This window comes from Bacteroides reticulotermitis JCM 10512, from assembly GCF_000517545.1.
GTDB classification, from domain to species: Bacteria; Bacteroidota; Bacteroidia; order Bacteroidales; family Bacteroidaceae; genus Bacteroides; species Bacteroides reticulotermitis.
In genome coordinates this window covers 69,372-85,368 of sequence record NZ_BAIV01000020.1, presented here as the reverse complement: position 1 = coordinate 85,368, position 15,997 = coordinate 69,372, and the positions used below count along the sequence as shown (strand labels likewise).

The window sequence follows — 15,997 nt, the reverse complement described above, 5'->3', positions numbered from 1 at the left end:
CTGCCATACAATTTCAAAGAAAGTTTAACTTCGACATCTGTAAAAATCAAAATTAACATTGGCAAATCTTAAGTTTTTATTAAAAAACATCAGAATCTCCTTATAATATAAGGTAAGGAGAATCTTTTTTTTTACTTTTGCCCCGGAATATCATGGTACAAGCCATTATAAAGAAAGAATTATGCAAAAAAACCTTGTCATTGTCGAGTCCCCGGCAAAAGCTAAAACGATTGAGAAGTTTCTTGGGAAAGACTTTAAAGTCCTTTCAAGTTACGGACATATACGCGATCTGAAGAAAAAAGAATTCAGTATCGATGTAGAAAACGATTTTAAGCCCGATTACGAAATACCGGCGGACAAACGAGCTTTGGTCAACACGCTAAAGGCAGAAGCAAAAAATGCTGAAACTGTATGGCTCGCATCCGATGAGGACCGCGAAGGAGAAGCTATTGCCTGGCACTTGTACGAAGTACTAAAACTTAAACCGGAAAACACGAAACGAATTGTATTCCATGAAATCACCAAATCGGCTATCTTAAAAGCAATCGAACAGCCACGCAGTATCGATCTCAATTTGGTGAACGCTCAACAGGCACGACGAATACTCGACCGAATCGTAGGGTTCGAACTATCTCCCATACTCTGGAGAAAAGTAAAACCGGCTTTATCTGCCGGACGTGTGCAATCTGTCGCAGTACGCCTCATAGTAGAGCGCGAGCGCGAAGTAAACGCATTTAAGACAGAAGCATCTTATCGAATCACAGCCATATTCTTGGTTCCGGAAGCTGATGGAAGATCGGTGGAAATGAAAGCTGAACTAACACGCCGAATCAAGACCAAAGAAGAGGCTAACGCTTTGCTGGCCTCCTGCCAACAGGCATTCTTCACAATCGAAGATATAACAACCCGCCCGGTAAAGAAAACACCTCCGGCTCCTTTTACCACTTCTACCTTACAACAGGAAGCAGCACGTAAATTAGGCTATACGGTGGCGCAAACTATGATTATCGCGCAAAGACTCTATGAGTCGGGATATATCACATACATGCGTACAGACTCCGTCAACTTATCTGAGTTTGCCACTCAAGGTAGTAGAGCAGCAATCGCTCAAATGATGGGAGAACGTTATATACATTCTCGTCGCTTTGAAACAAAGACTAAGGGAGCACAAGAGGCGCATGAGGCTATACGCCCGACCTATATGGAGCACCAGGCTGTTGAAGGAACTGCACAAGAAAAGAAATTATACGATCTGATTTGGAAACGTACCATTGCTTCGCAAATGGCGGATGCCGAACTTGAAAAGACCACGGCTACCATTTCGATCAGCAATAGCGGCGATGTGTTTACAGCTGTTGGCGAAGTTATTAAGTTCGACGGATTCCTACGTGTATATCGCGAATCTTTCGACGACGAATCGGATCAGGAAGACGAAAGCCGCCTACTTCCTCCGCTGAAGAAAGGACAACAGTTAGAACATGGTCCCATTGTGGCAACCGAACGTTTTACCCAACGTCCTGCACGTTATACGGAAGCAAGCTTGGTACGCAAACTGGAAGAGTTAGGTATCGGTAGACCGTCTACTTATGCCCCCACCATATCCACAATCCAGCAACGCGAATATGTGGAAAAGGGAAATAAAGATGGTGAAGAACGAATTTACAACGTGCTTACACTCGTGAATCAGCAAACCAAAGATGAGGATCACAAAGAAGTGGTTGGCGCGGAGAAATCAAAATTATTCCCGACTGATATAGGTACTGTAGTAAACGACTTCCTGACCGAGTACTTCCCGGATATCTTAGATTATAACTTCACAGCCAGTGTTGAGAAGGAATTTGATGAGGTTGCCGAAGGAGAAACTCAATGGAGCAGCATCTTGAAAAACTTCTATGATCAATTCCACCCGGCAGTAGAAAAGACGCTGTCGACTAAAATGGAGCATAGGGTTGGGGAGCGTATCTTGGGCACAGAACCAGAAACAAACAAAACTGTTTCGGTCAAGATCGGTCGTTTCGGACCGGTAGTTCAAATAGGAACAGCCGAAGATGAAGAGAAACCGCGTTTTGCACCTATGAAGAAAGGACAGTCTATAGAGACAATCAGCTTGGAAGAAGCATTAGAACTGTTCAAATTGCCACGTACGCTTGGTGAATATGAAGGCAAAGTCGTAAATGTAGGGATCGGCCGTTTCGGGCCTTACATCCAACACAGCGGCGTATATGTTTCATTGCCGAAGACGCTCGATCCAATGGAAGTTACGTTGGATGAAGCGGAACAATTAATTCTCGAAAAGCGGGCAAAAGATGCACAACGCCATATTAAGAAGTTTGAGGAAGAACCGGATTTGGAAATCATGAATGGTCGTTATGGTCCATACATTGCTTACAAAGGTACCAACTATAAAATCCCAAAGGATATTGTACCAACGGATCTAAATCTGAAAAGCTGTATGGAACTCATCAAGATACAAGATGAAAAAGGAGCTACCTCTCCAGCCAAAGGCAGAAAGAGAACAGCAAAAAAGAAATAAAGTAATGAAAAGGGTATTCCATTGAGGATACCCTTTTTTCTTCCGCCCTTACCTCCTACCTCCTCAAACTCTCTTACTTTTATCTGACCTATTCGCTAGTCTATACCCGACAGAAAGAGCGAATACAGGAGCGCATGCATAAACATACTCCACGTTTATAATAAACGTGATAGCTGTTTATTATAAACTCACTCTTAATTTATTATAAACGATAAGTAGTGGATAAAGATTCGCTTTATGCAGCAAAAAAAGAAGCGATCTATTGACTAGTCAATAGATTTAGTTATATTTGCAAGAAAAGATCGTATGGATGATTTCTACTCATTGGGGCTTCTTGTAAGCAGAGCATCTATTGCTCTATCCAAATCGTTGAATGCCGCTATTGTCAATGAGGACATAGACTTACCGCATTCGCAGTTCATTGTACTGCGATGCGTATATTATAAAGATGGATTAAGTCAGCTGGAAATAGCTAATATCCTATCGAAAGATGCAGCAACCATCAAACGTACCGTAGACAATTTAGAGCAAAAAGGACTTGTGACTCGAACACAGGTGAGAACACTCAAGAACTCGGTATGCATAACCGATAAAGGCCGGGAACTAATGCCGGTAGTTTTGCGAATAGCAGAAAAGACCATAGAGAAAGCGTTTACGGGCATTAAGAAAGAGCAACAGGATTTATTGCGAATAATGCTAGATGAAATCTATACGAACCTTGAAAATAAAAACAATGAAGAAGCTAAATAGCAAAGGAATCAAAGTCTTAAAAACAATCCATTTATTACTGGTAATGATGTGGGTCACGGGAGTATTAGCAATGGCAACCCTCTACCTCCTGAAACCGAAATCCGGAGATGAACTGTATATGGTGCTGAATATTATACTTTTCATCGACTGGGTCTTTGTGATACCCGGCGCTATTCTCACAGTTGTAGTCGGAGTTATCTATGGGTTTTTCACCAATTGGGGATTCTTCAAGTATCGCTGGATTACCGTAAAGTGGATTGTGGCAATCCTGATCATACTCGCCGGGACTTTCTATTATAGCCCGCTTCTGGAACAAAGTCTGGAGATTGCCGATCAGACCCGCGACGCTGCATTAGACAATCCGGTAATAGCAACTAATACCATTCAAACGCTCATTAGTTCATCCATTCAAGGCCTTGCGCTAATCATTCTGGTTGTGATATCGGTTTTCAAACCATGGAAAAAGAAGAAGAAGTAACTTTTATACAGATAGCATATGGAAGTAAATGTATTCATCAACAACTACAGGGAAGCATTCGGTGAAAGAGCCGAACTCCCTCTTGTTTTCTGGTACTCGGATAAGCCGGTAGCAGATACTGAAAAGATTAACGGCTGCTTTTTTAAAGGCTTGAAAATCGTAAGAGAAGGGAACCCGATCAGTCTGAACGCGGAAACAATTGGCTGTGGAGGTGGTAAGTTCTACACAGGATTTACAGAAATGCCCGAACGAATTCCGAACTTCGTCTCGCTCAAAGAGAAGTATAAAGAGACACCGGAAATGGTTCTGGAGTTTATAGAGAAACTGGAAGTACCGTTAGCCGATCGGGCATATCTCAATTTCGCCCGGATAGACTGCATCGAAAGTTTCGACGGCATAGAGGGCCTTCTGTTTTTAGTAACGCCCGATATCATATCCGGCCTGGCAACCTGGGCCTATTTCGATAACAATTCGGAGGATGCAGTTACCTCCATGTTTGGCTCCGGCTGCTCGGCAGTGGTGACCAATGCGATAAACGAAAACAAAAGAAACGGCAGAAGAACGTTCATCGGTTTCTTCGACCCTTCCGTGCGTCCTTACGTGGAAGCCAATATACTAAGTTTTGTAATACCCATATCGCGATTTAAAGAAATGTATCATACCATGAGACAAAGCAGCCTGTTTGACACGCACGCCTGGAGCAAGATACGAACTCGAATCAACGAGGCTGAGACTCCATAACTTTAATTGCTCGATCATCTCCCTGTGGCAGAATAGACTTTATTCGGTAACACAGGGAGGAAATCTAGGCTATAATCGATTCAAGTCGTCGGAGGCAGCCCCCTTCCCTCGATAAGATTTCTTTGTGCTATTGAACGAATACTGGACAGTAAATGTCATATATTGAGTCTCTCTTTTTCTATTATTCCGAAAATTGTAGTTATCTACAAACGATTCAAACTTTTCTTTTTTCCAGTTAAAGACATCATTGACATATAGATTCATACTTAGCGTTTTGCTGAAAAGCCGCTTTTGGAATCTTATATCAAATTGTGAATACCCACCAATCTCAGATATATAGTCTTGAAAGTCACTCCGATAAGTATAGTAAGTCGAGATGGAAAAGTCTTTCGAAAGAGAGAAGTCATTGTTAAAAGTCAAAACATAGGAGAGCTTATCACGATTCATTAGCAATCATGCTATATACAAGATTCTGATATTTAATAAAATAGAATAAGGGGCTTGAATCCGACAACGTCCTACAAAATCAAAGGCTCACGATTACTCGCAAGCCTTTGATTGGTTTTATTTATCTAAAAGATATATTCTGCTAACAGCTCTACATTCTGGAAGGTACTTCAATACCAAGTAATCCCATACCTAGGCAAACAACTTTTGCCACGTTCACCGACAAGGCAATACGGAATATTTTTACGGCTTCATTCTCTTCACGTAAGATGCTGTAATCATGGTAGAACTGATTGTATTCTTTTACCAATTCGTAGGTGTAATTGGCAATTACAGATGGACTGTAATCCTCACCGGCCTGCTTCACTACAGCGGTAAACTCGGCAACCATCTGAATTAATCCTTCTTCTTTTTCATTCAACTCAATACCGGTCGGTATCTCTTCCGGTATCACAATACCTGCTTCAGCCGCCTTGCGAAGTACCGATTGGATACGTGCATAGGTATATTGAATAAACGGCCCGGTGTTGCCATTAAAGTCAATTGATTCTTTCGGGTTGAATGTCATATTCTTACGAGCATCAACTTTCAGGATGAAGTATTTCAGCGCTCCCAAACCTACAACTCGCGCTATATTCTCAGCTTCTTCCGGTGTTAGTCCATCCAGTTTGCCAAGCTCTTGCGATGTTTCTTTGGCGGTGGCAATCATCTCCTCCACCAAGTCGTCGGCATCGACACTGTACCTTCACGGGATTTCATCTTACCCTCAGGCAGTTCAACCATACCGTAAGAGAAGTGAACCAATCCTTTTCCCCATTCAAAGCCTAACTTATCTAACAAGATAGAAAGTACCTGAAAATGATAGTTCTGTTCGTTTCCAACCACATAAATCATCTTATCAATGGGGTAATCGGCAAAACGCAATTTGGCAGTACCAATGTCCTGAGTCATGTACACAGAGGTACCATCAGCCGAAGCAGGAGTTTATGATCGAGTCCTTCGGCAGTTAAGTCAGCCCAAACAGAGCCATCTTCTTTGCGATAGAGGAAGCCTTTCTCCAAGCCCTCCATAACTTTCTCTTTACCTTCGAGGTAAGTTTCCGATTCATAATATATTTTATCGAAGTCGACTCCCATCTTCCGATAGGTCTCATCGAATCCGGCATATACCCAGTTATTCATCATGGTCCACAAAGCACGAACTTCCGGATCACCGGCTTCCCATTGCACAAGCATTTCACGTGCTTCTTGCATCAGAGGTGAAGCGGCTTCCGCCTCTTCTTTGCTCATACCCTTTTCCATCAAAGCGGCTATCTCCGCTTTATAGTGTTTATCGAAAGCTACATAGTAGTCGCCCACCAAATGGTCGCCTTTCTTACCCGTGCTTTCAGGTGTTTCGCCATTTCCATACTTTTTCCACGCTAACATGGACTTGCAAATATGAATTCCCCGGTCGTTTACAATATTCGTCTTTACCACCTTGTTGCCATTAGCTGCCATAATATTAGCCAATGCTTTTCCAAGAAGGTTATTACGCACATGTCCCAGGTGAAGCGGTTTATTTGTATTGGGTGAAGAATATTCGATCATTACCAATGGAGAGTTCTCGGTTGCTTCGGTTAAGCCATATTGTTTATCAGCTTGAATTTCATTCAGCAACTCGATCCATGTATCGGAAGCAATGGTCAGATTCAGGAATCCTTTAATTACATTGAAAGCTGCCACGGCAGATTCGTTTGCACTCAGATACTCACCAATTTCCTGCGCTGTCTGCTCAGGTCCTTTTTTAGACATCTTCAGAAAAGGAAACACGACAAGAGTCAAATGTCCTTCAAATTCTTTCTTAGTCTTTTGCACCTGCACCATCTTCTCCGGCACATCTTGACCGTAAAGCGCTTTGAGTCCGCTGATAACGGACGACACGATTTTATCTTCTATCTTCATAATCTACAATTGTTTCAGTGTGCAAAGATACAGGAATAATTTATTAAGGTTACTCTTCTGAAGAAGAATTCTTCTTCACACCCCGCTGATAAACGGAAGGCGCCATCCCAAACTGATTCTTAAAGCATTTGCTGAAATAGAACGGATCGTGTACGCCTACCTGAAAAGCAACCTCCGCCACGGTCAGATTTTCTTCCGAAAGTAACAGTTCCGCAGCTTTCTTCATCCGGACGATACGCAAGTATTCATTGGGCGAATAACCAGTTATTCCTCGTAGTTTCTTATAAAACACGGTACGCCCCAGATTCATTAGTTGCGCAAATTCATCGACCGACAAATCTGCCTGGATAGATTCCCTTCCAGCACAACGGTCAGGCGTTCGATAAACTCTTTATCGCGTTCTGAAGAGCACACAGCCGCACGCATGAGCCCCGGTTCGCTGGAGAATTTCTCTCGCAATGTTTCCCGTTGCTCGATCAAACGATAGGCCTGCGCTACCAATAATTTCAAGCTAAACGGCTTGGTTATATACGCATCGGCTCCCGCTTCGATACCTTCCAGTTGTCTTTCCGAAGAACCTAATGCTGTCAATAAGATAATGGGAATATGGCTGGTGGCAAAATCCGATTTCAACTTCTTTGTCACCTCAAATCCGGTCATCCCCGGCATCAAGACATCGCAAATAATCAAATCGGCATCATACGTACATGCTTTCTCAAAACCTGAAACACCATCAGCCGCTACTTCTACTTCGAAATACACACCGATCTCTTCTTTCAAAAGTTCGCGGATATCATTGTCATCTTCAATAATTAGCACCTTCTGCTTGCCCAAAGGAGCTACCGTCTTCTTACTTTCCACCGTCTCTTCTGAAGACTCTGATAAATGATGCACTCGCTTAGCTTCCTCCTTTAACAGCACATTGTCGGCCACCAAGAAATCGTTCTCTGCATAAATGGATTTATCAATCGGCAGATAAACAGTAAAGACCGAACCTCCTCCCTCATTGGCACTATAATCAATTGTTCCTTTATGAACCTGAACCAGCTCATAGCTCAAGTGTAAGCCTACTCCGATACTATCGTCCGAAAAACTACTTTGCATAAAACGATTGAACAACTCATGCTGTTTCTCTTTGGGAATACCTACTCCGGTATCGGAAACCTGAATCTGGAGTTTTTTATTCTCTTCATCCACACAAACAGTCAACAGAATCGTTCCACCCGAAGGCGTATATTTGAAGGCGTTAGACAATATATTATAGGCCACTTTATCTACATTTCCCTTATCAATAAACATCTTATAAGACGGTAAAGAAGGCAGAAAGCGGAAAGTCATGTTTTTCTGTTCGGCAACGTCTCCGAAGCTTAAGAATATCTCGTAAAGAAAAGCAATCACATCAGTCTCTTGAAGAGATAGAGCCAATTTATTATTCTGCATTTTCCTAAACTCCAGCAATTGATTGATAAGACGCAACATACGTTGAGTGCTCTTCTGCATCGTTTGCAACGGATACGATAATTCGCGTGGAATATCGTTAACGCGCTGTATCTTTTCCAAAGCTCCCTGAATTAAGGTTAGCGGCGTACGGAACTCATGCGATATATTCGTGAAGAAAATCAGTTTGTATTCGGTCAACTGCTTTTCCACATTGATGCGGTTGCGTAAAGAGTTAAAATTGCGAATAATGCGGAAAGCAAAATAAAAACCAATCGCTAATAAGAGTAGATACCCAATAGTGCCCAACCGGTTTTCCAGAATGGAGGTACAATTACAATCTTCAGAACTGTCTCGCTCTCATTCCATATTCCGGCACCGTTACATGACTTCACGTGCAGAATGTATGTACCCGGATTAAGGTATTTGAATGAGGCGAAATTCAATGAAGAAGGTGAACTCCACCCTGTGTCGTAGTTCTCGAGCCAATACATATATTTCGTCCGCCCACTATCGGAATAATCAAAAGTAGAGAAGTTAATAAGGAAAGAATTCTGAAAATACTTGAGCGTGATCTTATCCGAATATGCAAGTGATTGCTCCAATGGTGAATCTTCCAACTCCGGATTCATCTGAATACCATTAACAAATAAATCGGTGAAAACGACCGGCGAGAAGGTTTCACTTTCATGCAGTTTACTAGGGTCTATTACAATTAAGCCGTAGTTCGTACCAAAAAGTAATTTCCCGTCTTTTCCCATACAGGCACTATTCTCGCTATATACATTACCCAATGTATAAGAGGAGAAGAAGTAATTCTCAAAAGAATGGCTGTTGGGATTAAATTTAGATATCCCATATTCGGTTGCTATCCATAAATAACCGGCATTGTCTTCTAAAATAGACTGAACCACATCATTAACCAACCCTTCGGAAGTGCCATAATGCTCATATTTCAATACGTTGTAATTATCTTCGGGCACGCAAAGATTTAAACCTGCTCCCGATGTACCAACCCACATGCGGCCTTTATGATCGCAATAAATACATTTAATTTCATTGCTACAGAACTTATCGTTTGTATAGCTAAATAAATGATAATCTTCCGGGTTGGCTATCAATGAGTCCGGATGGAAGATACAAATACCCTCACTAGTCCCCATCCAGATCATTCCGTTTTTATCCTCTGTGATAGATCTCACTAAGCGCAATCCGTATTTCTCTCGAAAGAAATGTTGAAACTTATACTTACCGTCCGCTGTCGGTATAGCCAGATCCAAGCCTCCTCCGAAAGTACCGACCCATATCCGGTTCTTTCGGTCGCGATACATTGAAAAGATATTGTTGTTGGCTAGCGAGGAAAGATCGGCAGAATCGTGATGATACCAGTTATCTCCAATCTTTAGTCCATCACCACGTGTTCCAAGCCATAGATTGCCATTCTCACTCTCTAAGACAGAGTAAATATTGAAAAGGAAATATTGTTTGTGCTCTTTCGGAACTAAAGCACTATCGTATATATATAAGCCTCCTTTGCGTGTACCGACCCAAATATCATTATCCGATGTTTGCATCAGCATCCGGATTGAATTCGACCGGTCGGAAAGTTCTTGTGCTTCCGGGTAGATACGCGAAACTCCTTTGTTCAGGACAGAAAGATGTGACAAACCCGCATATTCGGAGCTAACCCAGATTCCACCGGATCGATCCGCCAGGATAGACAACAAGAAATCGGAACCGATAGTTCCCGAATCGTTCACATCGCCAACGAAGTGCTCCAACCTATCAGCATCTTCATCATAAGCAAAAAGTCCATTGCCATAAGTGGATATCCAAATTATGCCCCGATGATCACGAACGATATTATAACGTTCGTAATCGATGTAATTCATTTTATCCGGAGAGATTAGCTGCAACTCTTTCACCCGGTTGGTCTTGGAAGATAAATAGTATATTTTACCTGTGCGATTGAATACCCAGTATTCTCCTTGATTATCTCGGGTCACTTTACCACGCATAATATTCAATTTCGAATTAACCGCCACTTGATGAGTCCGGAAATTATAATTGTAGACTCCGGTATTAGTCAAAATGACCATCTTCCCATCAAATGGAAAGACTCCGCTAGGAGCTGTTTCCCCGGCGATTGTAGATAAGGCAGCCACACACACCACCTTCTTCTCAGTATGGGAATAGGAATACACATCCCCCGTATCGGTTACAAAGTAGATGCCTTGTTCGTTGCGAAAAACAAATGCGAAGTTCGCACCCCGATTCTCGACTTTAAACTGTCCATTACGTACAGCCACAAGACCACGTTGCGTACCGATCCAGATAGTTCCCAAAGTATCCTCGCTGACAAACTGCACTCTATTGTCCACCAAGTTTCCATATTCCGCTTTAAATGCAACCGATTGCATCGTCCGATCCTTCTGATGAATCACTTGACGACATCCATTGGCACGGTGCCAACACCAGACATCTCCGTTTGAAGCAACAAACAGGTTCGAGTAGTTCTGTTGATTTTCGCCGCTTCCCGTAAAGTCGATAAAGCGCGACTGAAGTAAGTCGTAACAGCTATATATTTCCGGCGAAGTACCAATCCAAAGGAAACCGTCTTTGTCCTCTACTAATTTATTGATACGGTTGTCCGCCAATGATATTTGATCCTTTCCCATTTGAGGCTGGTACGTCAGGAAGGCATTCCCATCGTAACGGCTCAATCCATTCAATGTACCCAGCCACAAAAAGCCCTTACTATCCTGATACATACAACGTACGGAATTACTAGGTAAGCCTTCATTGGCTCGTATCTGCCGGGAGCGAACTTCAATGTTACCCCAAACATCAATCATGGATATAATTAGAAATACGAAAAGAAAGAAGCACTTTGGTCTCATACAATATAGATTAGCAGATTAGCAATAACTCCGACAAAAGTAGTGACTTTTTCATTCACACACTGCAAATCATTTGTTTTTTTGCCCGATGTCAAACGGTTTCACCATTCAGAACACGTTCTATAGCAGTTACTCAATAGATACCGTACGTTGATATAACCGTATTATCAAACTTGTATTTCTTCTTTCCAAATGTAAAGCGATAACTGGTGGAAAGACTTATCCGATTTGCGTCTATATTTTCATCTTCGGGGCTTGACAAAAGCACATTGTACAATGATACAACACTCTCATGACTAAATCACTTTTTCGCATATTGTTCAGTATATCAACCAATTGCAATGCGCCTTCTTTTTTGGAATCACTTTATTCTGATGAGCGATAGCTATTGCTTATTTTCTTTAAAAACAGAGTTTTCAATTCACCAAACAAGTCCTTTCTTGAACCGTATTGTGCGGAACTATTCGTGGATTTAAGCAGTCTTTTTTCAGGTTTATTCCCTTCTATTTCCTGTTTCACATTATGTGCGACGCCTGTTCCACATTATGTGCAACAGCTGTTCCACAATAGTGAGTCGGCCGTTCCACATATGTGGAACAGGAAATGTAATGGGCAAAAAGGTCTTTAACTAGTTGTTTATTACCATCTAAAAGGAGGTTTTTGCTAAGTACTCAGTCTTTGGAAATCGGTATTATCTATTGAATAGATCAGTCTGAAAAAAGTAGACGCAATATATTATATTATCAATCAGCCATTTACGACAAAAAGTGATTATGACGAGATGTCGTTTGCATTTTGTTACTCGCTTCAATTTCATGTTTTACGAGTAGATTAGTTTATAAATGCAGGCTATCATGTATAACCCCAATACTTTTGCAAGTGATCTAGTCCTTCTTCTCGGCAGAAGATAGTTTAAGTTTGTCCCCTTACTATTAGCTAACATCCCTTTCACAAAAAGGATATCGTCCACATAGCAGCGGACTGTAGCCGCAACTAAATCATTTTTTTCTTCGTCAATGAGATGACCTTGAATTCGCAGTTCCTACGAAAAAGGAGCTAATTAAAAGTATATTAGACAAAACAAGAAGATCGTATGTTTCATAAGATTATTTCAATCTCATGAAACATACGATTGCTTTTCTTAATATATGACATTGACTTTCAAATTCGATGAATCAATACCATATCTGCTTAGCATCTTCATATAAGAAAATCCGTTCATCCGTTCCTCTCGTAAGATCTTTTAATAAAAGCAAAGCTTTCTGCGGCACATGGTGAAAAGTTAAGCTAAAATCTTCTGCCGTTTGTCTACCCAAGGATATCCATTCCATATCCCAATAAAAAAGTTCATAAGTACTTCCAACACGAACATTATTGTCATCATTACGTGTCATATAGCCTATTTTCCCAAGAGATGCCGGTTTGCCCAGATCCAATCCTACCCAACCATCATTTAAAGTTTCAGAAGCAAAGAATGTTTGCGGGTCTAAGTCAAAGGCAGCAGAGCGGCTATAATGAGGATTTTTGCTTCGTTCTTCAGAACCTATAATTGTTCCTGTCAGTTTTTTATTGTCCTTATCAAAGAACATTAATTCTGCAATATTACAGCGGTAAGGGTTAGGGCAGATATAGCGCCAATAACGATACTTTATCGTATCGCTTACATCCACACTACCCGATACACTGTACTCTTTGAGCGTATACACAGTGACGGCATCACTGAAATCTTCCTTATGCGCAGCTTGAAACATGCTGTGCTTTAGACGAAGTGCTGCGTTGAAAGCTTTGTTCATCAAAGGGTATTTCCGTTTTAAACTAATACTTCTTTTGTATACACTATCAGGCTTCAAGAACTCTAATTGACCTTTGTCATTCAATAGGGCAGGATAGTTGAACGGGCGAACTCTTCCATTTATATAGTACACTGGCAAATAGACTGCTCCCTTCTCTACGTTATCAAAGGCGACTTGCTTGTTCTCTTTTATTTTAGAAAAGCAGATAGGCACCCATCCCGCATTATCGAACACGGCCAGATATGCGTATTTTTCTTTGCGTTCTCTTTTTTCGGAAAGGACAGAAAAAACAGGGTCAACAGTTGTTGCATACTCATCCGTAACATCTTTCATAAACACATTACGCAGTGTCTGTGGAACACTGTTGGTTTCTTCATTCAGTCGGATTAAGTCTGGATTGGGAGAATACGTTCTTCGGTATACTTTCCCTTTGCATTCACCCGGTCGTAGAGCAGTCAAGAAAGGTTCATGACCGCCTTCGCAAACCATTCTGCGGTTATGATCGATCAAAATGCTCAGCCACGAATGTGCATTTGCTTTTGTAGGCCACTGCAAAATGAAATCATACGAAACGGCAAAGCCTTTACTACGCATAATAGCTAAAGCTGTGTTTGTCCTAGTTTCGCAAGAATTAGAAGGTATATTGCACCAAAACGGAACCTTATACAACGCATGCCACTTCAGAGGTCTTTTCAAATCTACAATGACAGTATCACGCAGTTTAATATTAATAGCCTCTGCCGCATGATAGGGCGTTTTGTTCCAAATGTCGTTATAAGAAAAATCAGTTAATGTATCATTAGCTATCGGCTGCAACACATTGCGCCAATTGTCAAAAGCCTGAAATTCCACACACTTATAAGGAAGCATGTATTCGCAGAATTCTTCGAACGTAATACCTCTTGCCCAACTACCTTGTTGCCAATCGTCAAAAGCCGCGTCTATATTTTGTATCAGATAGTCGGCTTTTATGATAGAGTAATCCTCCTCAAATTCAAAGTCGTCTGATGGAAACTCTAGCAACAGATTATTTAACTCATCCACCTTTTCATCAATCTTCCTGTTAGAGAAGATTATCTTTTCAGCTTCGGCATAATACTCTTCAATATCTTTTCCGGTGTACGATTGGTGCCTAGGCATATTCATTATTAAGAATTTAGCAGCTTGCAGTTTCAAAGTATCGGCTTCGTTTTTTTTATAATGATCCAATACCCTTTCGAGTTCCAGACGATTGTTGCCTGACAGGGTCAGAACTTTTTCCAACTGCTTTTCTTCAGGATTTTCGCAACCTAAAAGCAAAATAGAAAGGAATAATAACAAGATGTTTCTCATAAATATGTTTTTTATTGTCAATGAATAGACTTTTTATTCAAATGAGCTTTAGCTTCTTCTCTTATTATAGAAACAGTGTAAGAAGGCACCTTTACTGTTTTATTAAGAATCTCTAAAGCTACTCGTTCGGCAAGTATCCGGTTATTGGATTTTGCATATAATCTCAAAAGTCCTTGTAATGGGAGGAAACGGTTAGGGCACATACATTGTGCCTGTATATATCGATTTTCAGCTTCTTCCCAACACCCCATCTGATAGTAATTATCAGCCAATTGCATTTGCAGATCATACGTATTGTTATACGATTCACAATGCAGAAATACATCAACGCTTTGTTGGTATAATTCTACATTCTTCAATTCTGACGCATAGTTGTACAGGAAATAGGGATTTCCATTCCACTCATCGTTTAATTTAGTGAATATAGATAATTCATTATCCAGTAAACCAGTGCCCTTTTCTGTAATCAACGAGATTCGTTTCCATGTCCGCTCGAAGATGATATTCTTCACCAAAAAGAAACACTGTATAATAAGAATAATCAATAAGAATGGTCTATTGAAACATATTGTCCGTAGCCCTCCCCGTTGATCAAGTAAAGAGAGGCAGTAGATAGTCACGAACCAAACAAAAGCATATTTGAATGGATAGGAAAAACAAGAGAATATAACAATAGCAACAAGTGCCAATAAGGCTGGACTGTTCAATGGAACATTACTCCGAAAAATAGCAATCAACAACAATAATAGTAAAGCAACTCCGACCAATCCCTGTTCAATAAGTAGTAACAAATACTCATTAAATGGATGATTCGTATTCCCAGCCAACATCCTATCATTTTCATTAGCACGGGAGGAAGACAGGTATTTGGCCTGTTCTAGCATATAATCCGCCTTAAAAGAGCCAAGGCCATTTCCTAGAATCATATGTTCTTTATGCAATTCGGCAGACACTTTCCAGATCAAAACACGGCCGGAAGCGGAGTCTGGTTTCAGATAAATCAAGCCAATGAACAAACCTATTAGAATTAAAGCTCCTCCGCTGATGAAAAAGATGCGTCTTTTATTAATAAACCTCTGGTAGTAGACGGTGAAAAAAAGAATCGTTATTACGCATAAAGCAAGTATACCAGCTCTCGACCCGGATAGGACAACGGCTACAATGAGGAGAAGACAAGCCATAAATTTGAGCATTTTTCTTTTTCCGATAGAAGTCTGATGCAAAAGAAAAGGATAACAGAGAACGATGCTTACGGCAAAGCCTGCCGGATTATCAAAAGAGCCGATAACAGGAAAATAAAATTGAGTTTTTATATACCCAATGTATTGTAGCACCCCATAAAAAGCCAACAGCACTCCTGCAATCGCTAAAATGTTACTAAATATTTCTGTCGGATTTTCTCTGTTACGCATTAGCAGAAAAAGAATCCATGAAGATCCGATGTATACACTTTGTATATACTGCGGCGTGAAGAGACTGCGAACAAAGATGTACCCCACAAAAACAGTAAATGATACAGATAAAAAATCAATTGTAATTTCTATTCTTCGCTTCCAATTTCCAATACAAATACCTGTCCATAATACGATGCCGACAACGAGGCTCATGCTTTTAGGCATAAAACACCTATCCATGAACCAGTC

7 protein-coding genes and 2 pseudogenes are annotated in these 15,997 nt (G+C 41.0%); 4 read left to right on the top strand and 5 right to left on the bottom strand.

Going from position 1 to position 15,997, the window contains the following annotated elements; all coding sequences use genetic code 11:
* The first annotated feature begins 181 nt into the window (after positions 1–181).
* The 4 genes from topA to JCM10512_RS12805 all read left to right on the top strand — a co-directional run bounded on the left by topA (position 182) and on the right by JCM10512_RS12805 (position 4,502).
* Positions 182–2,533 (top strand): type I DNA topoisomerase, encoded by a 2,352-nt coding sequence (gene topA / locus JCM10512_RS12820; protein ID WP_044163613.1) that lies wholly within the window; start codon positions 182–184, stop codon positions 2,531–2,533.
* A gap of 306 nt (positions 2,534–2,839) precedes the next feature.
* Positions 2,840–3,283: a MarR family winged helix-turn-helix transcriptional regulator gene (locus tag JCM10512_RS12815; protein ID WP_044163612.1), complete on the top strand. Its 444-nt coding sequence runs from the start codon at positions 2,840–2,842 to the stop codon at positions 3,281–3,283.
* Entirely contained in the window at positions 3,267–3,761 is a 495-nt protein-coding gene (locus JCM10512_RS12810; RefSeq protein ID WP_044163610.1) for a hypothetical protein, read from the top strand. The genes JCM10512_RS12815 and JCM10512_RS12810 overlap by 17 nt, the downstream gene beginning before the upstream one ends.
* A gap of 18 nt (positions 3,762–3,779) precedes the next feature.
* Positions 3,780–4,502, top strand: coding sequence for a DUF169 domain-containing protein (locus JCM10512_RS12805; RefSeq protein ID WP_044163608.1), 723 nt, complete (start codon positions 3,780–3,782; stop codon positions 4,500–4,502).
* A gap of 69 nt (positions 4,503–4,571) precedes the next feature.
* Here JCM10512_RS12805 and JCM10512_RS24865 read toward each other — a convergent pair whose 3' ends face one another.
* From JCM10512_RS24865 to JCM10512_RS12780, 5 genes and pseudogenes are all read right to left on the bottom strand, one after another.
* The gene (locus JCM10512_RS24865) at positions 4,572–4,949 is read right to left on the bottom strand and encodes an outer membrane beta-barrel protein (RefSeq protein WP_044163606.1); all 378 of its coding nucleotides are present in this window, start codon (positions 4,947–4,949) and stop codon (positions 4,572–4,574) included.
* 151 nt (positions 4,950–5,100) lie between these two features.
* Positions 5,101–6,892 (bottom strand): annotated as a pseudogene (argS, locus tag JCM10512_RS24615) (arginine--tRNA ligase).
* Positions 6,893–6,941: 49 nt separating this feature from the next.
* A pseudogene (locus tag JCM10512_RS12790) lies at positions 6,942–11,229 on the bottom strand (hybrid sensor histidine kinase/response regulator transcription factor).
* 1,175 nt (positions 11,230–12,404) lie between these two features.
* Positions 12,405–14,354 (bottom strand): discoidin domain-containing protein, encoded by a 1,950-nt coding sequence (locus tag JCM10512_RS12785; RefSeq protein ID WP_044163641.1) that lies wholly within the window; start codon positions 14,352–14,354, stop codon positions 12,405–12,407.
* A gap of 17 nt (positions 14,355–14,371) precedes the next feature.
* Complete coding sequence (locus tag JCM10512_RS12780) at positions 14,372–15,961, bottom strand: O-antigen ligase family protein (RefSeq protein ID WP_244437177.1); 1,590 nt, start codon at positions 15,959–15,961, stop codon at positions 14,372–14,374.
* Positions 15,962–15,997: the final 36 nt, after the last annotated feature.